A 22,394-nucleotide genomic window follows, 5' to 3' on the forward strand; every position below is an offset into this window, starting at 1 on the left:
GGTTACTTTCACACTACACTCATATTTTTTTCAGCATAAACCGATGGAATAGATAGAGCACAAGCCATTTGTAAGTATAAACGTAATACTACTGAAAAACGATGGTAGAACAGAAGCGTTATCCGTTCTACCATCGCTACAACAACTGACCAATGGCAATAAATTAGACGGCGCTCAACACTGGCTCTGAAAGAGCCGCCTTGCCAAACGGATTTTCGTAGGAATGAGTTTTGATGTAAACCAAAAATTCATTGACCAGTTCTGCAAAATAGTCAAAGGCGACATCAATAAACTCCATCGCTTGTTGGCGAATCTCCTCTGGCACTTCAATTTCTCTGATGGCTTGCAAAGAGGCGGGAGTATGGAGCGTGTGGGTATTTTCAATGTGATTGTGGCACATACCAAAATAGCGTAATTCATTCCCTGTCATGGCTTGCAGTTGCATTGCCACCGGATTGGTTGCCCGGAAAAAAACATTGGCTGTGACTTCAGAAACCTCGATCGCCACCAGCTTCATGATCGGATCGGCTTGGTAGGTGTAGCGTTCAAACAGAGGAAGCATGGAGCGAGATACCTTGGTGTGCTCACTCCAAATGAATCGCACAACGTCGCTGAAAGGCATGGAATAATTCATGCCCATCTTCTGCATATCTTCCAGCAGCCATTGCCAGTGAAAATGTTCTTCATAAGTGTGCCGATTCACCATTTCTTGAATCTTATTTGTCGTGGGTTCCTCTCGCAAAACCCGCTTGCACAACTCGCTGAACTCCAGTGCCAGTGGGGTAATCACTGGCGCAAATGCCAGTTTTTGGCGAGGCTCCACACTTTCATCTTTCATATACTCGAAAAACGGCAACTGAGCAAACTCCTGATTCTTTTTCTCTATTATATCTAGAAGTGTTTTCATCTCAATTTTCCTCAAGTAATGGGCAACTATTTAGGAGTTGAATTTAGCTATACCCAAATTCCCCCTCTTCCAAGGAATTTGAAGTAGCGGCTTATTCGTAACAGGAAACTTCTTAAAATCTCCTCACATTAAGGGCAATCAGTCAAATAAAATCAGACTGATGCGGTCACAACTTGGAGTCCCTAAGAATGAGTGAAGGCACTTTCATCACTTCAAGCAATTGTAACTTAAAATTTTTGTGAGAGCCATCGGTAACACTACTGTTTAGCCAACTGTCAAAACTGCTCATTCAATACTGAGTATTTCCCATTATTCAGTAATTAGACGGAGGCTACTGATTGCTTTTTATCTATCGGAAGCACTTTGAAAATTAGAGGTTATCGGTAAAATTTGAATCTAAAATTTATATAATCCAGTTTCAGTCTAGGTTTCGTCCTGTCTAAATTTGTTAGCTTAACTAAGTAAATCTACGATTATGTAGATATACTGACACGGACTACTGTGATAGGAGGACAGAGACTGTTATCCTAGAGCAGACTCAACAAAAAAGTCTGGGTCATGTCAGATATTAAGTACATGGACAGAAATATTTACACACATATAATTTTGCAAGGATCACAGGAAGAGAATTTCCGATTCTATTTTGTGTAATTAATTCTGTCCAACTACTTACAGTAAAATATAGAGTCTTAAAGGTCGTAGAGGAAATCCCACCAGAGATTACTTTTGAGGAAGTTATGAATAGGGTTTACTTCCTTGACAAAGTTGACCGAGGTTTGAAGCAAGTTGAAGCCGATGATATTATTTCCGGCGAAGCAGCGAAAAAAGCGGCTCAGAAGGTGGGACGAGTAAATTGGACAAATCAGCCTTTAGCGGATATCGAAGTGATCGCTACATCGTGGCTGTAAGGACACAGCAATGATCGATAGTAAGGTGCGCAGTGCGCACCCTGCATACTACTACTACATACTACATACCTGTTTGTGTAAAGTGGTGATGGTACACTCTACAAAATTTATTGAAAATAACTCTTATTCTTCGCTCTCCGGAGTCATGATGAATCTCGGACACGCATATTTTCCACCATTTCTATCTCTGCACTGTCGCATCGACGGATTCGAGCTGAACAGCATTTCCACTGATTGATTAAGGGCAGGTTTAACAGTCGCAGGAGTTGGCACTGCTTTTGAGGCTTGACTTAGCTCCAGGACCGTTATAATTGCCAGTAGGGTTGATGAAAGCAAAACTGTGCGTTTCATTTATTTCTTTTTTCCTCGTTTAATCGTTGACGTGCCATCCCTATCCATATATCCTCATCGAATTCTTGAGAATCCGCATACTTTAGACAAATTTTCCACTGTGGTAGCGCTTCCTTAGTATTTTTCATCTTTTCTAGGACTTGCGCTTTTAAGCAGTAAGTTGCTGGTCCTTCACTATCAAGTTTAATCGCTTCATCCAGATGCTGCAATGCCTCTGAATATCGACCCTGTTCCAGGCGAGCCCATCCCAAGTTTTTGAGTAAAGAATATTTTACTCGATCGTCCTCAGCTAATTTCAAACCTTGCCACAGGAAGTGAACCGCAGCCGGATAGTTTTTTTGATCAACTATATATAACCTAGCCAGGTTGCTGTAAGCAGCAGGCAGACCGAGTTTGGCAGCTTGCAGATATTTTGCTCTGGCGCATTGTAAATCTTGCACCTCTTCGCAAAGCCATCCTAAATTGTAAAGAGCTGTTCGGCTTTTTGGATCTACCCAGAGCGCTAACTCATATGCTTCTTGAGTATCAGCGAATCGATTGGCTTTGTAGTTTTCAAAAGCCCTATTATTAAAAAAAGATGCCAGTTCCGGCAACCCAATTTGCCAGCCGCCAAAGCCTACTGCTAGCATCAGCAAGAAGGCTCCCCACTTGGAGTTGTGATGCTTTTTCGCTGGCTCTTTCATAGCATTGAAAATATTAGCTAATGGTGTCATTTTTAGCATTTTTTAACTTGAGAGTTGGGCGATATTTTGTTTACCAGATTTAATTGCCACCCTAATGGCATCATAATCTTCAGAAATGACTCAGGTTTGAGCCTATTTCTCATAAGAGTTTGTCAGTCCACAGCCGAATGCTTGGGTAATGCTCCCACTAGCCAGAGGTATTCGAGCATAGGTTAATCATTCATGAGACTCCACAAGCCATCCGGATATTTTCAGGAACAAGAAGCGGGAAGCAGGAAGAAGATAGGACTCTTCCCCTCGCTTAAGTAATAATACTTAGTAAGCGGTCAGTCGATCGACAGTATGCGACTGTATGAGGAGATACAGCCTATTCCAGGTTTATGAAGTGTAGGGACTTACCCTGGGCCGTTTCCCTACGGGGATGGAACAAGCTGGGGTTTAGTTCATCAACCTGGAATCTGCTGTAAGACGGACTCCGGTGAAATAACTCTAATTAAGTTTGTAGTGACGGTGGAAGTCCTCAAAATCCTCCCTTGAGGATTTTGAAAAATATTATGATGAGTAATGAACCGAAATCGATTTAAAATAGCCAATCATTAATCAGCAATCACCAATCATGAACCACTAATGACTCCTGACTAAGCTGTCGCCCATTTAAATTGTATATTCAGGGCGGGCGGGACGCCCATCCCACAAGAATTGATTTTTTTTTGAGATACAATTTAAATGTAGAACAGCTGAATAAACATCTCCATAAATTAAATTTTAACCTTCGAGTAGCAAAGGTTTGAGTTTATTTTTCGGAGATGTCTAATGTCTAATGACTAATGACGGATGACTAAAATTGCTTCATCGCTCTTTCCATATCCCGCTTGTCTTCGCGTTTCTTCAAATCTTCGCGCTTGTCGTACAGTTTTTTCCCTTTACCCAAACCGATATCAAGTTTTACCCAGCCGCCTTTCAAATACATTTTTAACGGCACTAAAGTCAAGCCTTTTTCTTCCACTTTGCCGATTAATTTGCGAATTTCCTGCTTGTGCATCAGCAATTTACGAGTGCGGCGGGGTTCGTGATTAAAATAGTTACTAGCACTTCTCCAAGGCGAAATGTGAACGTTGATTAGCCACAGTTCCCCGTTCCGAACTAAACCATATCCGTCCCGCAAATTGGCTTTTCCTTCCCGAATTGATTTGACTTCGGTTCCCTTCAATTCGATTCCCACTTGGTATGTCTCTATAATTTCATAGAGATGGCGCGCTTGTCGGTTATCGCTAACAATTTTGTATCCTGGGCTTTTTTCGCTCATTTTTACCTCCGCTAAAATTAATTATTATAACGCTAGCTTCTCTGTATAGAAAATTGAAGCTTGACAAAACTTAAATAATCGGTCTGGACATTACCAATTTGGCTGAGCTAAGATGTCACCAACGTGAATGTCAAGCGGTATCATGCAGCGCACCAATATCACTAATTCTGCAATTCCAGATTCTGTTACTCCTCATCCTGCGGTTAATTTGGTTTGGCTGGCTCCTTTTTTGCTGGCGCTTGCTTGGTTTTGGGCCAATATCTCGGCTGTTAAGTGGCTGTTATCTTCGTTTGTTGAGATACCCACACTATATAAAATAGTAATTGGCTTTCTGATTGTAGCATTAGTAGTGCGATCGAGCGGGAACTGCGTTAGCGCAGCCCTCGAAGAGGATCGCCCGCCGGGATTTTCGCCAAATTTCGTTTTGAGGCGATATCCGCTGCTGTTGATGTTGAGTGCGGGTATTTGCTCGATCGCCCTTCAGTACATAATTGATATCAAACAAGTTACTGTCCTGCTATTTATCCTCGGAACTTACGGGCTGTGCGGCTTATTCGTCGAGCAGAACTTTTGGCAAAAAAACTTGCCTGTGGCGGGCTTGCTGGCTTGTATTTTACCATTCAACAGTCAGTTTAATAGCGGCTTAGGTTTGCCGGCGCGAGTGCTGACTGCTCAGGTAGTAGAACAGTTGCTGTCAATGCTACACGTTGGCGCTATTTCTTCTTACGATATTATCGTTTTGGAAAACGGCATCGCTCACGTTGACGTGCCTTGTAGCGGCATTAAAACCCTCTTAGTCGGAACGCTATTTTTGCTAGCTGCTACCTGGCTGGAAGGGCGTAAATTAAGTTTAAGATGGCTAGCCGTCGGCGCTGCTAATCTCTTAATGTTAGTGTCTGCTAACACTGCCCGCGTTGCCGTGTTAGTCCTAGTTTCAGAAGTGTTTAACCAGCCAAACATAGCAAAAATTATTCACGTTCCTCTGGGAATTGTCGGTTTAGTATGTGCTTCTTTTGTGACCTGGTTAATGCTGCAACGAGTACCAAAATTTCAGCCAAAAAAAACCAGCGGTATTTCTGCAAAATCCAACTCAGAAATACTCCATAATCACCCTTTAGCCAAACCCGGAATAATTGCCACAGTTACAGTTTTGGCAGTCATGGCTCAACTGTCTCATGTAGAAACGTCAAAAATGGCGATCGCACCTTTAAGATTGCCTGAATATATTAAATCAGAGTCGATTCCCCTGAATGCTAGCGAACAAAAATTCTTTGGCAACTATCCGGACACGCAAACACAAAAAATTAGATTTGTCGCCGGCAAGTTGCGCGGTTCCATGCTCACAGTAGCCAGCACATCCTGGCAAACTTATCACGCCCCCGAGTTGTGTTTTGTAGCGAGCGGAATTCCTGTCAATCGCATAGAAAAAATACAGCTAACTCCTGCTGTAACGGGGCGCTGGCTGTCTCTCCAAGACAACCAACTATCCGCTACATACTGGCTGCAGTCTGCACAGCAAACTACCGATAACTTCTTGTCGCGCATCGGCAGCGATCTCACTCACAAAAATCACAATTGGGTGCTAGTTTCTATTTTATTTGACAGTCCGGTACAAGCAGAAAATCATGAAGTAAGAGAGTTTGCTGGTAACGTATACGATACCATTAAACAAAGATTAAAAGGAGAAATGAATGAAAATTAAACAGTTATTTGATGGAATTTTTCAAACAATTTTTTGGGCGTGGAATTTGACGTTTTTATCGATTGTTTACTTGGGACTTTTACCTATTATAGGAGTGCCATTAATTATGGCGACAATCGATGGCACAATCCCGCTAGAGTTTTCTTTGACCATGGCAGCTACGATCGCAGTACCCACTGTATGTACGGTAGTAGGATCTAGGCGTTTTAGCGAGCAACCCCTACAGCTAATGCGTTGGTTTTACGGCGTAGAAGCACCGCTATTTTTGCTGTGTTTGCTCCGCTTGTTCCTGCTGCGAGAACTCACCCCAGCTAGTTCTCTAATCATCGCTACTATTGTTTTGTGCATCGCGGCATTTTCAGTGGAAATGCTATACGGATATCTGGGTAAAAGAGAAAATGTTCAAAATATTTCAACTTCCAAAACTTCCCATAATAAACAGCCTCGTTATTTACAACCAAACGGAAAAAAACGAAGTGCATGGCTGCAATTAGGATGCCACAGTTTAATGCTAGTAGTTGGGGTTTGGGCGGCAACATTGCTGCTTTATTACGCTGTACCTGTGGCATTGTATACACTTTATGGATTATTATTTTTCGTCATTCAATTTTTCAAGTTTACATGGGTCTCACCATTTCTGGAGATGTTTAAATACGGGGCGTGGGCCTCGGCTTTAATTTGGATACCGCTATCGTTTATATTGTTTGGTTTAACCTGTAGCTTATTCGTTGTCATGCCTTCGCTGTACGGCTTTCTCTACATTAATTCCGGGCGGAAAATATGGCAGAGTTTTGCTGCACAATACGGGAAAAATAAAGCGCTAATCGGAAGTTTGGGAGTGATAGCAGCTTGGCTGGCTATTTTCTCGGCTTTGCAGCAGCAACCGCAAGTTGCAGCACTGAAAATGTTGGCGACTCCCCCCGTAAACGACAGCAGCCGCCAAACTTTATTAGCCAAGTCTGATATGATTCGATCCGGCTTAGTTAACGCTTATTTGTCCCCTTACCGTTACCTGAGCACTGTAGGAGAAAACAACCACATTTATGAGATGTACAAAAATAGTTGGATTTTCCCTGACGGAGCGGCTCAAACTTTGCAGAACAGCTATAATTTTTTAATGTCGCCGTTTTTGTATCAAGGCTCTAGTGCTGATGTGGAAAAAGCCGAAAAACTCTACGGCGAATTCTTCGATACGGAACTGCAAAAAGGCGACACAGAAGCAGTAAAACACGCGGTACAGTCAACATCAAATCGCGAAGAAGCAAAAGCCGGTTTGCTGAATGTCAGTGAGGAAAAAGTATGGTTGCAGTCGCAAGAAGTGACAGTCAAAGAAAATGGCGACTGGGCTGACGTTCAACTCTACGAAGTTTACAAAAATCAAACGCCGAACTTACAAGAAGTATTTTACTACTTTTCCCTGCCTGAAAGCGCCGCAGTTACAGGAGTTTGGCTGGGAGATACTGGGGATTTAAACAAACGTTTTGTATTTACGGTATCGCCTCGCGGTGCCGCCCAACAAGTCTACAACCAGCAGGTAGTAGAAAGAGTCGATCCGGCTTTGCTAGAACAAATTGGCCCCAAACAATACCGCTTGCGGGCTTTTCCAATTCCGGCTAAACGAGAATTCACCCAAACTGAGGGGCCAACGGAAATGCACCTGTGGCTTACTTACAAAGTCATGCGGCAGCCGCAGGGTTGGGCTATGCCTGTTTTGGCTGAGAAACGCAACATTTTTTGGAACCAAAATACTCGCCGCACGATCGCCGGAAAAGAGGTAAAATACAGCGGGAAAGAAGCAAGAGAAACTTGGCTGCCACCCTTTTTGCCAGCAGTCGCACAGCAACCGCTAACAGCGCAGCAGGCGATTCTACCGGGAGGAAATATCATTTCTGCTAAGCCACTGGCTGATGCAAATTACTCGCTACCGCAAGGCAAGAAATTTGCAGTTATTCTGGATACTTCACGCAGCATGGCGGCGGAAAGTAAGGAAGTAAAAGAGACTTTTGAATGGTTGAAAACTAATGCAGCAGGCAAAAATGCTGTTGATTTGTATGTCGCCAGCGCTGCGGGAATGCCACCTAAGTTTGTGGAAGATGTACGCAGTTTTGATGCGGCAAAGGTGACATTTTACGGTACAATCCAGCTCAAAGATATGCTGCAACAGTTTGCACAGTTGCGGGGTGATAAAAGTTACGATACTGTATTTGTGGTGAGCGATCGCCACAGTTACGAATTGTCGGACGATCGCAAACTTAAACTTTCCATCTCTGCACCCCTATGGACAGTGCATTTGGGTGGTTTGCCCCCCGGCTACGACGACGCAACTTTAAAGGTGATTCAAGATAGCGGTGGCGGAGTGGCTACAGATATGAAAGAGGCGATGCAGCGAGTAGCAACAACAGCAGCTTCGGGCCCATCTACAGTTAGCGTTGTTGACGGCTATGTTTGGAGTTATGCCCAAACGCCGCAGTCGAAAAAAACCGCCAAATCGGCGGCAGTTGCAGAGTTAAAAGATACCGGAAATGAAGGCTTTAAACCGATAGCTGCGCGGCAGTTAATAACTGCACTTAGCAAGCAGAAAAGTTCCACTCAATTGACACAACTGGATGCAATGCACGCAGTAGCTAAAAATTTCAAAGTGGTGACGCCTTATTCTTCGATGATTGTGTTAGTTAATGACGCGCAAAGGGAGCAACTAAAAGCAGCGGAAGCTAAGAGCGATCGATTTGAACGGGAGGTAGAATCGGGTAAGGAGGAGTTAACTAAGCCGAATAATCCTCTGAATGTTTCGGGGGTTCCTGAACCCGAAGAATGGCTGCTTTTGGGGGTTGGTGCGATCGGGCTTTTGGCGGTTTTTTTCCGCCAGCGGCGCCCGAAAATGGTAGGTTGAAAGGTTGTTCGGCGGTTGAAACCGCTGCATAGAGTCAAACGAAGTCTGCCTAAGCGCTGTCGCACTGGCTGGGCCCACGCAGACTAACAGAGTCAGGGGTTATTTAAGCCGGACTGGATATCAAATGTTAATCTACTGTCGTCTAAAGACGACTTTAGCTAATTCCGACAGGGGTTTAAACCCCTGTCGGAATTAGCTAAGACTAAGGACTAATCTATCTCGACAAAAACGCGATCGCCCTCAATCTTTACCGGATAAGATTCCAGGGCATCGCTGGGTGCATTCAAACATTTACCAGTATCTAATTTGTACTGATACTTATGAAACGGACAGGTAATCATACCGCTGCTTACCTTACCCATGTCGATCGGATATTCTAAATGAGTGCAAGCATTGCGGTAACAAGTGACATTCACCCCTTGACGATTCAAAATCAGCGAAGTCCCCTCAACTTTTACCTTCAACACACCCCATTCGGGAACTTGACTTACTGCTGTTATCTCTACCCACATAAAATATTTTTTCTCCGAAAAAACCTGACCTGGACTTACGCAGAACCTAATTATTTAGGGTGTCGATTGCGCAGCTTACTGCTATCCGTAGCGTGTCAAACCACTTTTTGCCTTAAGTCCTGATTATCTTACTCCAGCTTCCCCCTAGGGATGAATCTGACTCAAAATCACCCGCAACCGATCGTAATCATCCTTCAACAAAACACTCAAACTCCTCCCCGCTTCCACCAACCAAGATCGATCGCGCATCCGCAACTGATAAATCTCCCGAATCGCCGCCGCCGTCAGCGCCTCCACCGGCGCATTAGCCACCCCCAGCAGCGTCCTCAAAAAATCCAACTGCACGGTAAAATCAATCACCTCATCCGGTTCGCAGCGGTAAACCGCCTGGTGAATTTGCGGCGGGCGCGGCGGCAAATACTGATAAATTTTACCCCTCGATGGGCCGTGACCGTTCAACCTTTCCGGCGCAGCCTCATACCCGACAATCGCCACTCGAAACTCGGTTTTGAGCATCGCAAAAATCTGCGGTTGTTCTTCCCGCAACTCTTCCAGCGACAAACCCAAAGCGCGAGCTCTGTGCACCGAGTCGATCGGGCTAGTCGTAGCGTAATAAACCACGCCGTAAATTTGATTTTTCGACTCTTCATCCTCGGCCTTCACCCAACTCCCAAAAGGCGGCATCACGGGAAAGCTTAAGTCTTCCGGTTCCAAACATTGAGCCAGAAACTCTGAAGTTGCCGTCTCGATCACCTCAGCAATGCGATCGGGATGGCGCTCTTTTATAGCAAATTGGGGTAAAGGTAAACGCATAGTTTTAGTGATTAGTGATTAGTCATCAGTTATCAGTCATTAGTCATTAATCAAGGGTTTTCATTTAGTAGCCTGGTCTTGGGTACTTTATCAATTACAAATTCCACATTACCCCTTACCAATGACTAATGACCGCTGACTATTTCACGCGACCAGCCGTAGCATCGACCAGTTCCAACTGCGACAGGCGGAACGTAATCAGCTTGTCCCAATTCCCGCCTTCAAACAGTACCGCGACCTTTCCGTCGGTAACTCTCTGGACTTGTCCTTGAAAGGCGTAGTAAATCTCACCCTTGTCTTTAACTCGAACTGCCGAACCTGGAAAAATCATAATTGTTTGAATGTGAAGTTTGCTCTTTATAGCTTACCGTTTATCGTTTCTAGTTCCCAAGCAGAGCCTGAGAACTAGGCAAATCTTCGTCAACCGGAAGACGCGAGGCAAGCCTCGGAACGAGAGTTGGTTAGGCTAAAGCTGCTACGGAAACTTTACCGGCAATGCGGCCCGCGATCGCGCGCAACTCCCTAGCTGAAGCAGAACCCGGTTGCCCCACCACGATCGGCACCCCCGAATCGCCACCTTCCCGCAACGGAATTTCCAGCGGAATGCGGCCTAACAGCGGCACTCCCAACTCAGCAGCAGTCTTTTCCCCGCCACCAGAACCGAAAATATCGTATTGCTTGTCGGGCATATCCGGTGGCACAAAATAGCTCATGTTTTCCACAATTCCCAACACCGACACTCCCAACTGCTGGAACATCTTTAAACCCTTGCGAGAGTCCAACAAAGCCACAGTCTGCGGCGTCGTCACGATCACAACACCGGCCATCGGCACCGCCTGCGCCATTGTCAACTGCGCGTCTCCAGTACCCGGAGGCATATCGACAATCAAATAGTCTAAATCGCCCCAATTCACCTGATAGAGGAACTGTCGAATGATGCCGTTCAACATCGGGCCGCGCCAAATGACGGGCTGGTCTTTGTCAATTAAAAACGCCATCGACACTAATTTAACGCCGTAGTTGAAGGCGGGTTCGAGGCTTTCCCCGCTTTTTCCGTCCCTAACCATCACTTTCGCGTCCCCCAAACCCAACATTGTCGGGTCGTTGGGCCCATAGATATCCGCATCCAGCAAACCCACCTTAGCGCCGGTTTGCGCCAGCGCTACTGCCACGTTTACCGCCACTGTGCTTTTGCCGACGCCGCCTTTGCCGCTGGAAATTGCGATAATATTCTTCACTCCTTCAATGCCTTGGCGATCGACCACTCCCTTCTGCTGTGGGGTCTCGGCTGTCACCTCCACCGCCACTTTTTCGACTCCTGGCAACTGTTTGACCGCTTTTTGGCAATCTTCGACAATAAATTCTCGCAGCGGGCAAGCAGGCGTTGTCAGCACTAAAGTAAAACTGACGACACCGCCGTCAATTTTTATGTTACGAATCATGTTCAATTCCACCAAACTCTTTTGCAGTTCGGGGTCTTGCACGGGTCGCAGGATTTCTAAGACTGAACTAACATCGAGTGTATTGGGCATTGTATTCTCCACCATAGCTCTGCAATTGGGTTAGCGAATTTTCGATCGCACGTTTAAGTATATTTTTATTGCTATTTTTTAATGTAACTTCATAGCGATCATTTGCAGACCTACGGTGGCATAATTACATGACGACTGGATTTGGGATTCATCGCCCATCTAAAACTCAAATCTGACAACAGAAAATTTTATGACAGTTTCTACAACACTTAAAACCGCCACTTCCCCGTTTTTGCCGCCCGCTGACTCTAGAGCTAGAGTCAGCCAATTTATGAAAACCCTACAAGACGAAATTTGTCAATCCCTCGAACAGCTCGATGGCGTTGGCAAATTTAAGGAAGACTCTTGGGAACGCTCCGAAGGCGGCGGCGGACGTTCTCGCGTCATGCGGGAAGGCAATGTTTTTGAACAAGGGGGAGTCAATTTTTCCCAAGTCTGGGGCGAAAGTTTGCCGGCTTTGATTCTGGCAAAGCACCCAGAAGCCGCAGGTCACGATTTCTATGCAACTGGCACTTCGATGGTGCTGCACCCTCGCAATCCCTACTTGCCTACGGTTCACTTGAATTACCGCTATTTTGAGGCAGGCCCGATTTGGTGGTTTGGCGGCGGTGTGGATTTGACTCCTTATTACCCGTTGGCTGAGGATGCAGCTCATTTTCACCAAACTCTGAAAGTGGCTTGCGATCGCCACCATCCCGGATATTATCCGACATTTAAACTTTGGTGCGACGAATATTTCTATCTCCCCCACCGCCAAGAAACCCGCGGCGTGGGTGGCCTGTTTTTTGACTACCAAAGCGCTCAAGGCGCGCTTTACCGTGACCATAATGTCAAAGGCAAAGCGGCTGAGTGCAGCAACAACATCGGCGTGCCGGAACCTAGAACTTGGGAGTCGCTGTTCGCCTTCGTACAGGATTGTGGCCGGGCATTTTTGCCGGCTTACACCCCTATTATTGAAAAGCACCGATCGAAAGAATACGGCGAGCGCGAGCGTAATTTCCAACTTTACCGCCGCGGCCGTTACGTTGAATTTAACTTGGTGTACGATCGAGGCACGACCTTTGGCTTGCAGACCAACGGACGCACGGAATCGATTCTCATGTCCCTGCCACCTTTGGTACGCTGGGAATATTGTTACGAGCCAGAACCCAACTCTCCCGAAGCCGAACTCTACTCCAAGTTCTTAAAACCGCAAGATTGGGCGAATTGGATGCCTCAGCAGTCACCGACCTGAGTTAAACTACTGGGACAGTAACCACCGCGATAGATAATAAATTTGAGGGAAGGGTCAGTGATTCATATTGATCAAAAAACCCACACGCTTCAAGACGGTACAACAGTTATCGTCTTAGCACCGACAGGACGGTTGGACATCACTACAGCTTGGCAATTCCGCCTCAAGTTGCAAGAGTGTATTTCCAAACTTAGCCGCCATGTTGTAGTGAATCTTGGTCAGGTTAACTTTATCGATAGCTCTGGCCTGACCTCACTTGTAGCAGGTATGCGGGATGCGGATAAAGTTAAGGGAAGTTTCCGCATTTGCAATGTTCATCCCGAAGCCAAACTGGTGTTTGAAGTCACCATGATGGATTCTGTGTTTGAAATCTTTGAAACGGAAGAAGAAGCTCTAGAGGGGGTGCCACGCGCAAGTTGACCACTCCCGCTTGCATCGGTTGCGGTGTAAGCTCAATTTAAGCTTGAGGCTCACAAAATGCGCCGGAGCCCTGCACAAGAACAGGAAGCAGGTAAATTCTTGCCAGCTTCCTTATGTTTTCTTTCTTTCTTGAGAGATTGAGAGGTTCACCAAAACACTAAAGTAGAAGAATAGGTCCAGGTAAAGTCTTGCCTTCTATCCTAGATAGCTAAATTTTTCTTCCTTGTTTCTTGTTGCTTCTTGCTTCAAACCAATATCTCAGGAGCAAAATCCTGACGCTTGACAAATCTAAAAGGGCCCATTAAAGCTCCCCAGATAGCCTTGCCTGTCGTGGGGCTTATTCCTTTGTCGTAGCTGAGAAATTCCTCGCCTGCGGCTTCAAATCCCAAGTCTACTTGGTAATTTTGCCCCCCGTAGGCAAAGCCGCAGCGAGTGCCCTCCGGCAAAGATGCGCGAAAGCGATAGCTGTTTGAGGCTAAATTTTCCACTGCCACCGACAGGGTGCAGCCGGGGAGGAGTTGGATTTGCTCCTTCGTTAGCTTTCTAAGCAAGTCGGGGTTGCAACCGGCTCCTTTGACGGCTGTAATGTCGTTGAACATATAATACTGAGCTTCAATCAGTCCTGGCGCTATCTGTGAGTGCCTCAGTTGCACGATTCGAGGGCGGTATGGGTTGTCTAATTTCAGAATGTTGGCTTGTTCGGCAAACAGGGCAATGCTGGGTTCGGAAAATAACCGAATCGGCAGGGGTCTTTGCCACATACGAAGGTGGACGTACCACGTCGGCTCTGCTAGCGCTTGTTCCCGGTTGTCAAATTCGCCCGCCATGTACTGGGCTAAAGCTATTAATTCAGGAGAAATTGTCATGTTTGTTTGATTTTTCAGGATTATGGGTTGACAAAAAAACTTAATTGTGATATAGGGTTAGCCGATCGGGGCAAGTCAGAAGATTAGATTTTTGACATCCACCCTGACCTAAAGGTACAGGGATTCCCAATTGTCACCGATTAGGTTTCTGCTTCATAGCACCCGCCCTAACAGATTTGCTCTGTTCGGGTCTTACGGTCGCTCCACAGACTGACACGGCTAGCCCAGCCGCCAAAATGTTTTTTGCTGCGTTAATGTCACGATCGTGGTTTGCGCCACACTTAGGGCATTCCCATTCTCGAATATTCAACGGCAATTTTTCAACAATGTGACCGCAGTTTCCACAGCGTTTAGAGCTGGGAAACCAGCGGTCTATTTTTACAAACTCTCGCCCATACCACTGGCACTTGTAACTTAGCTGGCGAATTAACTCGCCCCAACTAGCGTCACTAATAGCAAGAGCTAATTTATGGTTTTTCACCATATTCTTGATAGCCAAGTCCTCAACGACAATCGTTTGATTTTCACGAATGATTTGAGTTGTTAGCTTGTGCAAGAAATCTTTGCGGACATCGACTATTTGTGCGTCGACTCTAGCCAGTTGCACCCGCGCTTTTTCACGGTTACGACTTCCTTTTTGCTTTTTGGCGAGAGCTTTTTGCTTCCTTTTTAACTTCTTACGAAGCTGCTTGAAATGCTTGGGGTTGGCAATCTTATTGCCGTCGCTAGTAGCAATCAGGCTACTAATTCCCACGTCCAAGCCGATTGTTTTATTTGTTTTGGGAAGTGGTTTGAGCGTGTAGTCGTCTACAAGTATAGAGACATACCAGCGTCCAGCCGGTGTTAGTTTTACCGTCATAGTAGAAGGAACACAGCTTGCTGGAATTTGTTTGCTCCAGCGAATAGGTAGCGGGTCATTGCACTTTGCCAGAAACACTTGCCCGTTTTTCCAACGGAAAGCTGACGCCGGTGAACTCAGCGCTACCACCGTTGTGTTTTTTTTGAAATTAGGGTACTTGGCTCGTCCCCCAAAGAAGTTGGTAAAAGCTGTTTGAAGGTGTCTGAGTCCCTGTTGAAGAGGTACGCAACTAACTTCGTTGAGGAAGTCGAGTTCCTCTTTTTTTTTCCAATTCGTCAGAATCGAGGAAGTTTCTCTGTAGCCAACCCTCTCTTGACGCTCGTACCAAGCTTCCGTGCGGGCCGCCAAAGCCTTGTTGTACACTAGCCGAGTACAGCCCATTGTCCGTCGCAAGAGGTTTTCTTGCTCGGTGGTGGGTTAGAGTCGGTAGCGGTAGGCTTTTTCCATCTTCACGCTCTAGCACGTCTTTTGTGAGTTAGTCGCTTTGGTTTTTTGTCTTTTTGTGAAGCCGTCCTATAAGGACGGGGTTTCTACCCATTTTTCTGATGAGCGATCCCAGAAGAGCTATGATTGTAAAGATACTGGGGTTTTGTCCCTCCTATTGCGACATATTAATGGTTGCTGCCGATCGCGCGTAAAATATTTTTGATAAAATATTGTCTCGCAATCCGGGGGCAACGCTTAAAAAACTGGCAATTTTTGTCAGCCCGATCGCAGATAGACTCCCCCGACTTTACTCACGCCGCGCTGGCACGCCCGCTACGGCAAAATTATTTATCTATAAGACTCAGGTGAACAATAACCGTACTGTTTCAGATACTAAGCGAAGTTTCTATACGATTCACACTCGACCGATCAACTCAATTTACCGTCGAGTGGTGGAAGAGTTGATGGTAGAAATGCACTTGCTTTCAGCGAATGCCGATTTTCAATACGACCCGATTTATGCTTTGGGTGTAGTGACAGCTTTTGATCGATTCATGCTTGGGTACGCCCCAGAAGCCGACAGAGTTTCGATTTTTAACGCTTTGTGCAAGTCCCTAGAAGACGATCCAGAGCGCTACAAGCAAGACGCTCAGCGATTGGAAAGCTTGGCAGATAGACTTTCTGGGCAAGAGTTGCTCTCGTGGCTCGATCGCTCTACCAGCTTTGAAGATACAGCAGATTTGCAAGCGTCTTTAGGGGCGATCGCCAGCAACCCTCAATTTAAGTACAGCCGCTTGTTCGCGATCGGTTTGTTCTCGCTGTTAGAAAAAGCTGACCCTAACTTAGTAAAAGACCAACAAACGCGAAACGATGCGATTGCTAAAGTCTGTGTGGCCTTGCACCTGCCAGAAGACAAAGTTAGCAAAGATTTAGATTTGTACCGCAGCAATTTGGAAAAAATGGCTCAAGCACGAATAGTGCTTCAAGATGTCATCCAAGCGGAACGGAAAAAACGCGAAAAGCGAGAAACAAAAGTTACCGCTGGCCCCTCCGCTGAGTCTTCTGACAGCAGCCATTAATCGTTTGAAGGAAGAAGGAAGTTCGGCAACGGATTCTCTAACGGATGTAACGGATGTTAGGAACAAGGAAGAAGGAAGTTCGGCAACGGATTCTCTAACGGATGTAACGGATGTCAGGAACAAGGAAGAAGAAAGAGGGAGTTTTTTATTTTTTACATCAAATAAAAACTCTTAAATTTTTAATTTTTTTCTTGAATTCTGGCTTCGGCCTTGTGCCTTCAGATGTTGGTTGCCCAGAAACTAAAAATCCCGCTTTCTGAATTGAGCGGGATCGACTTAATCAAAATATAGCTGTTGGGGTGGTACTAAGGCTGTGGCTCAAAATTAGTGGCGTTAGCTTGTAGCCAAGTGCTTAGCTGTGAAAGAACTTCGTTTCCCGAAGACTTGCCCAAAGCTGTGGGGTTTGGGGTGTCGGGCCGATCCAAGTTGCGGGCGATCGCTGCGTTGACTTCTTTGGAAATCAAATCGTGAAGTTGCTCTTTAGCCCTAGCCCTTTGAAAGTGAGCGCCCTCTTCCGTCGTAGCGTACAGAGGTGGCAGCCTATTTAAAGCATAAGCTGCAATATCTCCCACATCCAGACTCAGGTCGCTCGTCGCCTCAATTTCTGCCACCCTAGCGATCGCATCGCTGAGTACCAACTCTTCCATCACGTTGATGAACTGTTTGCGTGGCAGAACTACAACTTCGCCAGTCAACAAAGAGCCCATCAGACGATCAAGAGCCATGTACTCTTCGATCGACAATTCCGAAGCCGTATTGCAGATCCGTCCCACCTCAGCTTCCATAGACGGCGTTAAATAGCCATCCTGCAAAGCCTGTTCAACAATTTTTTCAATACTCATATATGCGTCCCCGCTCAACGGCATCATCAATAAAGTTTTGTGAAGACGCGATTGTTAGCGTCTTGAGATTCGAGTTTTGAGAGTTGAGTTGAGAAATTTTATACAAATCCTAACTCAATACTGATAACCCATCACAGTTATCTGCACACCCTAGCCACAAACTTACCCCATAATTGACTGATAAATCCGTCAAAACCTGTAAAAACTCCTACTCAACTCCCTGAAGTCGCCAAGGTACAGGATCGACGGACTGCCCATGCACGTAAAGTCCCCAATGCAGGTGAGGGCCTGTAGAAGCCCCTGTTGACCCCACAGTACCAATTACTTGACCGGCTTTCACGACATCGCCTTCCTTGACATCAATCCGGCTGAGGTGCATCAAAATACTTGCTACGCCCTGACCGTGGTCGATACCAACCACGTTTCCGTGGATTTTGAAGCCTTGCGATTCACGTCCCACTAGAGACACCCGACCGGCTGCTGGTGCCACTACAGGGGAACCGGAAGCACCCGCGTAATCCACGCCGCGGTGGTAGTAGTCTTGAGCAAATACCCCATTATAATAGCGTCGCACCCCGTAAATAGTGGTAATTTCGCCGGAGTTGGGGCGCAACAATTTGCCGTCCCAAAATTTTTCGGGTGTCACGAGTGCTTTAAATGCGTCTACGCGATCGAATTCAGCATCTGTACCTTCCTCGTCTTTCCCAGGCGGTAGCCAGATGGATTGAGTGGGAAAATTTCGATCGCGCACTTGCACGCTCAAGTTCTGCACTTGTCCGTCACCTGCGACTTGGATTTGGCGGGCACCGGGTTTCTCTACCGGCGTCGTCGGCAACAGGGCCCGAAAGCGGCCGTTGCCGATCGAAAACGCGGGGTAGTTTTTTTGCTGTAGAGACACTTTGGGAGTTTCCCCGCCGTTACCGTGAACTTGAATCATTACTGACAGCGTATCTCCCAGTTGGGGATTGGCCGGCGTCACAACTACCTGCAAAGCTTGCACCGGCAGGGCAAAACTCAGAAAGCCAGCAACAATTCCCCCGATCGAACTAGCGGTTAGCTTGTTTGCTTTCAACTGCCCCCACCGCAAAATCCGACTTGTAATTATTTCCGTACTTAGCCCGCAGTTGTCTCGATTCACAGTCATTACCATCACTAGCAGTCCTTAACCTTTCTCTCGCTGATATATTTTTAACTATCTAGACTAACTCTAGCAATCCGCAATAAAAATTCCTGTAGTGCGGGGAGCAAAGCCCGCTTCAGCCAGACGCTCACACTACAGTTTCCATTACAAATATAAGAGAGCCCAAGTTTCAACAGAAACACTCTTCATCTATAACTGGATGATTATATTTTATCAGTCCTAGGTACTATTACATAACTTTTAACAATTAGTATTAGTTATAGTTCACGTGGCTACAACAGAATTATTTTTAACTCAAGAGCAGTGAAATCAATTCTTTCTTTGCGGTTTACTTTTCGAGAACTTTCTTCAAACTCTCTAGTTATTTTAGCCTGTTTTTGGCAAAATAGTATTGATTCCCAATTTAAAAATTTCACCTCTAAAATGGTATGAGATAAAAATTGAGACTTGCTATAATCTGATCACCTAGAATTATAGGGATTCAAAGGTAGCGGTGAAACCATCTAAAGTTAAGCATTCTTCCATAAATTCCTCTACATCATTGACATTCTCAAGCTGATATTCCATAATCCGTTGACCATCGCCTTTCATCTTTTTGGAAGAAAGAGGCGTAGCCGGATATTTATCAGCGATCGCTTTGAAAGCTTTGGAATGGGTATCCCAGCTTTCAGCAGAACATTTTATGGTTAAAAGCCACATGATGAAATTCCTCCTTGGGTTGGGTTTAGTAATAGTCTGACACGAGTAAAACTTAAATCTATAGTGCCGAAAAATCAAGAGATTCGGTGGTTTGGAAAAAAGCTAAAAGCCTAGCCACTATGCGAGCGACACCACCCTTAACATTCGACTCCACATTCAAAGGCATCACCGGATCATGGAGTGATAAGCGTAACAGAAACCAGCCGGATTCGCTAGCTGACGTGCAGGAAATTCGCAGACCTTCGTAGTTATTGGGAACTATTTTCCAGTCTGCTTGCGTTGAGACAAATTGTTGCAGTTGTTCAATAACCCGATCGCCGTGAGCCTTGAAATCATCCACACCAATTTTAATCCGAAATTCTGCACTTTCTTCGGGTTCTTTTAAATTCGCAATTAAATCCGGCAAAGATTGATTTGCTAGCTTTGACTTAGCCAATTCAATCAATAATTTGCTCACCAAATAAGCGCCATCATCCAGAAAGTAATTTTCTTTCAAAGCTCCATGTCCAGAGGTCTCAATCGCCAGCCATGATTCCTGTCCAGCTTCATTGAGACGAATCGACTCGTCAATCACATTTTTGTAGCCACGTTTGAAGCGATGGTGAATCCCTTTTAAATCTTGTTCGATGAATTGTGTTAAGCCATCGGAGGTGATAGAATCGGTAACAATGGTAGAGCCTGGGTGTTCTTTTAATACGATCGCAGAAATCAACGCAATTAAGCGATTGCGATTGAGTTCCTTGCCAACTTGATCGACGGCCGCACTGCGATCGACATCGGTATCAAAAATAATCCCAAAATCAGCTTGGTGTTCAATTACCGCTTGACAAATTGACTGCATTGCCTGTTTATCTTCGGGATTTGGCACATGATTGGGGAAAGTACCATCGGGTTCTAAAAACTGACTGCCCGTAGTGTCTGCACCTAAAGGTTTTAAGACTTTATCAACATAAAAACCGCCAGCACCGTTTCCTGCATCTACAACAATTTTTAATCCTGTTAGTGGTTGCTCAAAATTATCGGGATGATTGACTGATTCCCTAATCTTGGTGACAAATTGGTTAGCATAAACTGAGATAAAATCATGCTTTGTAAGCTTACCGGGCGATGAGGCTGGCTCAAAGTAATTGCTTTGGGCTAGTGTTAAGATATCTGTAATATCCTGCTTTTGTAACCCACCTTTGGCGGTGAAAAACTTTAAGCCATTTCGATTAAATGGCAAATGGCTAGCAGTGAGCATAATCGCGCCGTCGCAATCAAAACCCGGAGTAATGGTACTCATAAACATGGCGGGCGTTGAGGCCATTTCAAAGTCGTACACGGTTGCACCCACTGAGGCGATTCCCTCTATGACTGCTTGCATTAAGGTTGGCCCTGATAAGCGACTGTCACGCCCGATCGCGATCGTTAATTCGGCCGCTGGCTTATTGACTTTTTGCACCAGCCAACTGACAAAGGATTTACCTAAGATTGTCGCAATTTCGGGCGTTAGGTTGACTGTTTCATTGGGAACGCCTTCGAGGGCGATACCGCGAATGTCTGATCCATTTTGAAGTTTTGTCCAGTTGAAGATTTGCATAATAATTGATGGTAAGTAAAAAGATCGGAGTCGGCGATTGAAACCGATCATACAAAGTTTTGTCTGTGGCTCGACGGTTCGAGTCAGCTTAGCCGAACGTCTTTCGCGGACTAAGAAATAAACAGCGGATAAATTTTTGATTTGGTATTATTAGTCATTACGGTGACAGAGTTTTCCAATTCAATCAGCTAATCGGCATTTAAGTTGTATTTAAAGAAACAATCCCAGTCTTGTGGGTGGGATTTGAGCAACTCCCAAAATATCCAATTGAAATTTTGACCCGCTGACGGAGAATTTTGACCCCATCACCGCTAAGCTTAAGCTCTAATTTCTTAGTCGCGTTCAACGCTGTAAATTGCCTGCAAGCAGAACTCACCATGAGGGGGAACTTCCACAATATCTGTAGCTGCATTGGTCGTTTCTACGCAGAGTAAACGCTGATAATCTGCGTCATCAAGGTCGGCCATATTTGCAGAAATTGTCACCCAGGGATTCCACACTACGACGGATTTACTACCAGAGGATTTAATGTGAATCCGACGATTGAGGGCGCGATCGTCAATGACTAATTCATTGGTGACATCGAGATAAATGCGATCGACTTCACCTGTTACTACCACTGCACCCACTTGAGTTTTTTCCACACCACCATCCGCTTTATCAAGATACTGGCTATTTTCTAAGCCTAAAACCTGCACGCGGTTGATATCGCCGACTTGGAAATAGGTGTGGAAAGCTTGGGTGAGGGGAAATGCTTTGTCGCCTAGATTGCGGGTGATTAATTCTACCGTGAGGCTGGTGCCGATCGTAATTGCGATCGCCAGTTCAAAGGCTTGGGGCCAAATTGCTCTAGTTTCATCGGTATCCTTGAGTCCTAGAGTCACTTTAGTTGCGCCGTCTGGGGTTGTGGCGGTTTCTAGCACATTCCAGAGGCGATTCCGCACAAACCCATGACTCGGACGCCCCAAGGCTTCGGGATCGGGGCCAAACCAGGGCCAACAGATGGGTATACCGCCTTTGATGGCTTTCCCTTCGGCGTAGTAGGCTTTGTCGCTGACGAACATCAAGTCTGTGGTTTCCGTGGCGGGTTGAAAGGAGAGAACTTGACCGGAATACACAGAAATTAAGGCTTTGGCTTGACCGTTGTCGATGTGAATCATCGGGAAACCACCCTTTCCCGTGGCGAAGGTGAGGTTCCCGGCAATGCCGTAGTCTGTGTTTAATTGGTCAATACTCATGCTGTTGGCTTGGTGAATTGCTTTACAATTATCCGATATTATGGTTGCGAGATTGATTAGATTGTTGGGTTGGACGGGGGAAGGTGCGATCGACACAATCATGCACTCAGAGAAACGAATTGGGAGTGCCAACACCTCGCCAGGGGATGTGCGATCAAACCCACCGACACACCTTGCTGAGTTCCCCGTCAGCCAGCTAATGCAGCAGTTTATCCAAACAGGGCGCAGCGACAAAACTCCGCATCTCTTCGAGGGTGATTTCAGGTGACAATTGCCAGAAATGCGCCTAAAACAAGCCAAGGATCGCTATCCGAGTGACTGCATCCGCTAGCGTTCGCATCTAATCACGTCACGGCGATGGGAAGGTGCCTTGTACTTGAGGCCGCATCAAAAAAGCCTTTATTGAG

At 45.8% G+C, this 22,394-nt stretch carries 22 protein-coding genes and 1 pseudogene; 8 read left to right on the forward strand and 15 right to left on the reverse strand.

The features are described 5' to 3' along the window. Positions 1-163: 163 nt before the first annotated feature. The gene (locus tag QUA10_RS06455) at positions 164-907 is read right to left on the reverse strand and encodes a hypothetical protein (protein WP_333081777.1); all 744 of its coding nucleotides are present in this window, start codon (positions 905-907) and stop codon (positions 164-166) included. Positions 908-1,644: 737 nt separating this feature from the next. On the opposite strand from QUA10_RS06455, the gene QUA10_RS06460 reads away from it, so the two are divergent. Continuing rightward, positions 1,645-1,815 carry a hypothetical protein gene (locus QUA10_RS06460; protein ID WP_333081775.1) on the forward strand — a complete coding sequence of 57 codons (171 nt, stop codon included), beginning with the start codon at positions 1,645-1,647 and terminating at the stop codon, positions 1,813-1,815. Positions 1,816-1,938: 123 nt separating this feature from the next. Here QUA10_RS06460 and QUA10_RS06465 read toward each other — a convergent pair whose 3' ends face one another. From QUA10_RS06465 to smpB, 3 genes are all read right to left on the reverse strand, one after another. Beyond that, positions 1,939-2,166, reverse strand: a complete 228-nt coding sequence (locus tag QUA10_RS06465; protein WP_333081774.1) for an Osc7112_2153 family protein — start codon at positions 2,164-2,166, stop codon at positions 1,939-1,941. Next, entirely contained in the window at positions 2,163-2,888 is a 726-nt protein-coding gene (locus tag QUA10_RS06470) for a tetratricopeptide repeat protein (protein WP_333081773.1), read from the reverse strand. Before QUA10_RS06470 ends, QUA10_RS06465 begins: the two co-directional genes overlap by 4 nt. A 799-nt stretch (positions 2,889-3,687) precedes the next feature. Continuing rightward, positions 3,688-4,155 (reverse strand): SsrA-binding protein SmpB, encoded by a 468-nt coding sequence (gene smpB / locus QUA10_RS06475; protein ID WP_006631384.1) that lies wholly within the window; start codon positions 4,153-4,155, stop codon positions 3,688-3,690. 127 nt (positions 4,156-4,282) lie between these two features. Between smpB and xrtO the strand changes: the two genes are divergently transcribed. Beyond that, positions 4,283-5,857 (forward strand): exosortase O, encoded by a 1,575-nt coding sequence (gene xrtO, locus QUA10_RS06480; RefSeq protein ID WP_333081772.1) that lies wholly within the window; start codon positions 4,283-4,285, stop codon positions 5,855-5,857. Further along, on the forward strand, positions 5,847-8,747 hold the full coding sequence (locus QUA10_RS06485; RefSeq protein WP_333081771.1) for a TIGR02921 family PEP-CTERM protein: 2,901 nt from the start codon (positions 5,847-5,849) through the stop codon (positions 8,745-8,747). The genes xrtO and QUA10_RS06485 overlap by 11 nt, the downstream gene beginning before the upstream one ends. 209 nt (positions 8,748-8,956) lie before the next feature. Here the strand turns inward: QUA10_RS06485 and QUA10_RS06490 are convergent, their stop codons facing one another. The 4 genes from QUA10_RS06490 to QUA10_RS06505 form a co-directional block, all read right to left on the reverse strand. Then, positions 8,957-9,259, reverse strand: coding sequence for a Rieske (2Fe-2S) protein (locus tag QUA10_RS06490; RefSeq protein ID WP_333081769.1), 303 nt, complete (start codon positions 9,257-9,259; stop codon positions 8,957-8,959). A gap of 144 nt (positions 9,260-9,403) precedes the next feature. Further along, positions 9,404-10,072: an HAS-barrel domain-containing protein gene (locus QUA10_RS06495; protein WP_333040001.1), complete on the reverse strand. Its 669-nt coding sequence runs from the start codon at positions 10,070-10,072 to the stop codon at positions 9,404-9,406. Positions 10,073-10,211: 139 nt separating this feature from the next. Next, on the reverse strand, positions 10,212-10,403 hold the full coding sequence (locus tag QUA10_RS06500; protein WP_332977793.1) for an NAD(P)H dehydrogenase subunit NdhS: 192 nt from the start codon (positions 10,401-10,403) through the stop codon (positions 10,212-10,214). Positions 10,404-10,533: 130 nt separating this feature from the next. Continuing rightward, complete coding sequence (locus QUA10_RS06505; protein ID WP_006631390.1) at positions 10,534-11,604, reverse strand: Mrp/NBP35 family ATP-binding protein; 1,071 nt, start codon at positions 11,602-11,604, stop codon at positions 10,534-10,536. Positions 11,605-11,794: 190 nt separating this feature from the next. Between QUA10_RS06505 and hemF the strand changes: the two genes are divergently transcribed. Next, entirely contained in the window at positions 11,795-12,838 is a 1,044-nt protein-coding gene (gene hemF / locus QUA10_RS06510) for an oxygen-dependent coproporphyrinogen oxidase (RefSeq protein ID WP_333081768.1), read from the forward strand. Positions 12,839-12,895: 57 nt separating this feature from the next. After that, positions 12,896-13,258: an STAS domain-containing protein gene (locus QUA10_RS06515; RefSeq protein WP_006631392.1), complete on the forward strand. Its 363-nt coding sequence runs from the start codon at positions 12,896-12,898 to the stop codon at positions 13,256-13,258. Positions 13,259-13,503: 245 nt separating this feature from the next. Here QUA10_RS06515 and QUA10_RS06520 read toward each other — a convergent pair whose 3' ends face one another. Then, on the reverse strand, positions 13,504-14,124 hold the full coding sequence (locus tag QUA10_RS06520) for a chromophore lyase CpcT/CpeT (protein ID WP_333081767.1): 621 nt from the start codon (positions 14,122-14,124) through the stop codon (positions 13,504-13,506). A gap of 133 nt (positions 14,125-14,257) precedes the next feature. After that, a pseudogene (locus tag QUA10_RS06525) lies at positions 14,258-15,388 on the reverse strand (RNA-guided endonuclease InsQ/TnpB family protein); the annotation flags it as partial. Positions 15,389-15,774: 386 nt separating this feature from the next. On the opposite strand from QUA10_RS06525, the gene psb29 reads away from it, so the two are divergent. Together psb29 and QUA10_RS06535 are read left to right on the forward strand one after the other, a co-directional pair. Continuing rightward, complete coding sequence (psb29, locus tag QUA10_RS06530) at positions 15,775-16,488, forward strand: photosystem II biogenesis protein Psp29 (protein WP_333081816.1); 714 nt, start codon at positions 15,775-15,777, stop codon at positions 16,486-16,488. 4 nt (positions 16,489-16,492) lie between these two features. Further along, positions 16,493-16,663, forward strand: a complete 171-nt coding sequence (locus QUA10_RS06535; RefSeq protein WP_333081766.1) for a hypothetical protein — start codon at positions 16,493-16,495, stop codon at positions 16,661-16,663. 130 nt (positions 16,664-16,793) lie between these two features. On the opposite strand, the gene QUA10_RS06540 is transcribed toward QUA10_RS06535, so the two are convergent. The 5 genes from QUA10_RS06540 to QUA10_RS06560 form a co-directional block, all read right to left on the reverse strand. Then, positions 16,794-17,330, reverse strand: coding sequence for a late competence development ComFB family protein (locus tag QUA10_RS06540; RefSeq protein WP_006631395.1), 537 nt, complete (start codon positions 17,328-17,330; stop codon positions 16,794-16,796). A 208-nt stretch (positions 17,331-17,538) separates the two neighbouring features. Continuing rightward, positions 17,539-18,480 (reverse strand): M23 family metallopeptidase, encoded by a 942-nt coding sequence (locus QUA10_RS06545; protein WP_333081814.1) that lies wholly within the window; start codon positions 18,478-18,480, stop codon positions 17,539-17,541. Positions 18,481-18,942: 462 nt separating this feature from the next. After that, a complete protein-coding gene (locus QUA10_RS06550; RefSeq protein ID WP_333081765.1) occupies positions 18,943-19,170 on the reverse strand; it encodes a hypothetical protein in 228 nt (75 codons plus the stop codon). A gap of 58 nt (positions 19,171-19,228) precedes the next feature. Continuing rightward, complete coding sequence (locus QUA10_RS06555; RefSeq protein ID WP_333081764.1) at positions 19,229-20,749, reverse strand: phosphomannomutase/phosphoglucomutase; 1,521 nt, start codon at positions 20,747-20,749, stop codon at positions 19,229-19,231. A gap of 332 nt (positions 20,750-21,081) precedes the next feature. Beyond that, positions 21,082-21,987, reverse strand: coding sequence for a D-hexose-6-phosphate mutarotase (locus QUA10_RS06560; protein WP_333081763.1), 906 nt, complete (start codon positions 21,985-21,987; stop codon positions 21,082-21,084). 40 nt (positions 21,988-22,027) lie between these two features. Between QUA10_RS06560 and QUA10_RS06565 the strand changes: the two genes are divergently transcribed. Continuing rightward, positions 22,028-22,255: a hypothetical protein gene (locus QUA10_RS06565; RefSeq protein WP_333081762.1), complete on the forward strand. Its 228-nt coding sequence runs from the start codon at positions 22,028-22,030 to the stop codon at positions 22,253-22,255. The last annotated feature ends 139 nt before the right edge of the window (positions 22,256-22,394 follow it).

The organism is Microcoleus sp. Pol8_D6 (assembly GCF_036700965.1).
Taxonomy (GTDB): domain Bacteria; phylum Cyanobacteriota; class Cyanobacteriia; order Cyanobacteriales; family Microcoleaceae; genus Microcoleus.

Bases quoted from the DNA above. Each gene is read 5' to 3' on its own strand.
- QUA10_RS06470 (WP_333081773.1), bottom strand. From the start codon at position 2,888: ATGCTAAAAATGACACCATTAGCTAATATTTTCAATGCTATGAAAGAG.
- smpB (WP_006631384.1), bottom strand. From the start codon at position 4,155: ATGAGCGAAAAAAGCCCAGGATACAAAATTGTTAGCGATAACCGACAA.
- QUA10_RS06560 (WP_333081763.1), bottom strand. From the start codon at position 21,987: ATGAGTATTGACCAATTAAACACAGACTACGGCATTGCCGGGAACCTC.
- QUA10_RS06500 (WP_332977793.1), bottom strand. From the start codon at position 10,403: ATGATTTTTCCAGGTTCGGCAGTTCGAGTTAAAGACAAGGGTGAGATT.
- QUA10_RS06540 (WP_006631395.1), bottom strand. From the start codon at position 17,330: ATGAGTATTGAAAAAATTGTTGAACAGGCTTTGCAGGATGGCTATTTA.
- QUA10_RS06485 (WP_333081771.1), top strand. From the start codon at position 5,847: ATGAAAATTAAACAGTTATTTGATGGAATTTTTCAAACAATTTTTTGG.
- QUA10_RS06495 (WP_333040001.1), bottom strand. From the start codon at position 10,072: ATGCGTTTACCTTTACCCCAATTTGCTATAAAAGAGCGCCATCCCGAT.
- QUA10_RS06455 (WP_333081777.1), bottom strand. From the start codon at position 907: ATGAAAACACTTCTAGATATAATAGAGAAAAAGAATCAGGAGTTTGCT.
- xrtO (WP_333081772.1), top strand. From the start codon at position 4,283: ATGTCAAGCGGTATCATGCAGCGCACCAATATCACTAATTCTGCAATT.
- QUA10_RS06465 (WP_333081774.1), bottom strand. From the start codon at position 2,166: ATGAAACGCACAGTTTTGCTTTCATCAACCCTACTGGCAATTATAACG.
- hemF (WP_333081768.1), top strand. From the start codon at position 11,795: ATGACAGTTTCTACAACACTTAAAACCGCCACTTCCCCGTTTTTGCCG.
- QUA10_RS06520 (WP_333081767.1), bottom strand. From the start codon at position 14,124: ATGACAATTTCTCCTGAATTAATAGCTTTAGCCCAGTACATGGCGGGC.
- QUA10_RS06550 (WP_333081765.1), bottom strand. From the start codon at position 19,170: ATGTGGCTTTTAACCATAAAATGTTCTGCTGAAAGCTGGGATACCCAT.
- QUA10_RS06555 (WP_333081764.1), bottom strand. From the start codon at position 20,749: ATGCAAATCTTCAACTGGACAAAACTTCAAAATGGATCAGACATTCGC.
- QUA10_RS06490 (WP_333081769.1), bottom strand. From the start codon at position 9,259: ATGTGGGTAGAGATAACAGCAGTAAGTCAAGTTCCCGAATGGGGTGTG.
- QUA10_RS06505 (WP_006631390.1), bottom strand. From the start codon at position 11,604: ATGCCCAATACACTCGATGTTAGTTCAGTCTTAGAAATCCTGCGACCC.
- QUA10_RS06565 (WP_333081762.1), top strand. From the start codon at position 22,028: ATGGTTGCGAGATTGATTAGATTGTTGGGTTGGACGGGGGAAGGTGCG.
- QUA10_RS06545 (WP_333081814.1), bottom strand. From the start codon at position 18,480: ATGGTAATGACTGTGAATCGAGACAACTGCGGGCTAAGTACGGAAATA.
- QUA10_RS06460 (WP_333081775.1), top strand. From the start codon at position 1,645: ATGAATAGGGTTTACTTCCTTGACAAAGTTGACCGAGGTTTGAAGCAA.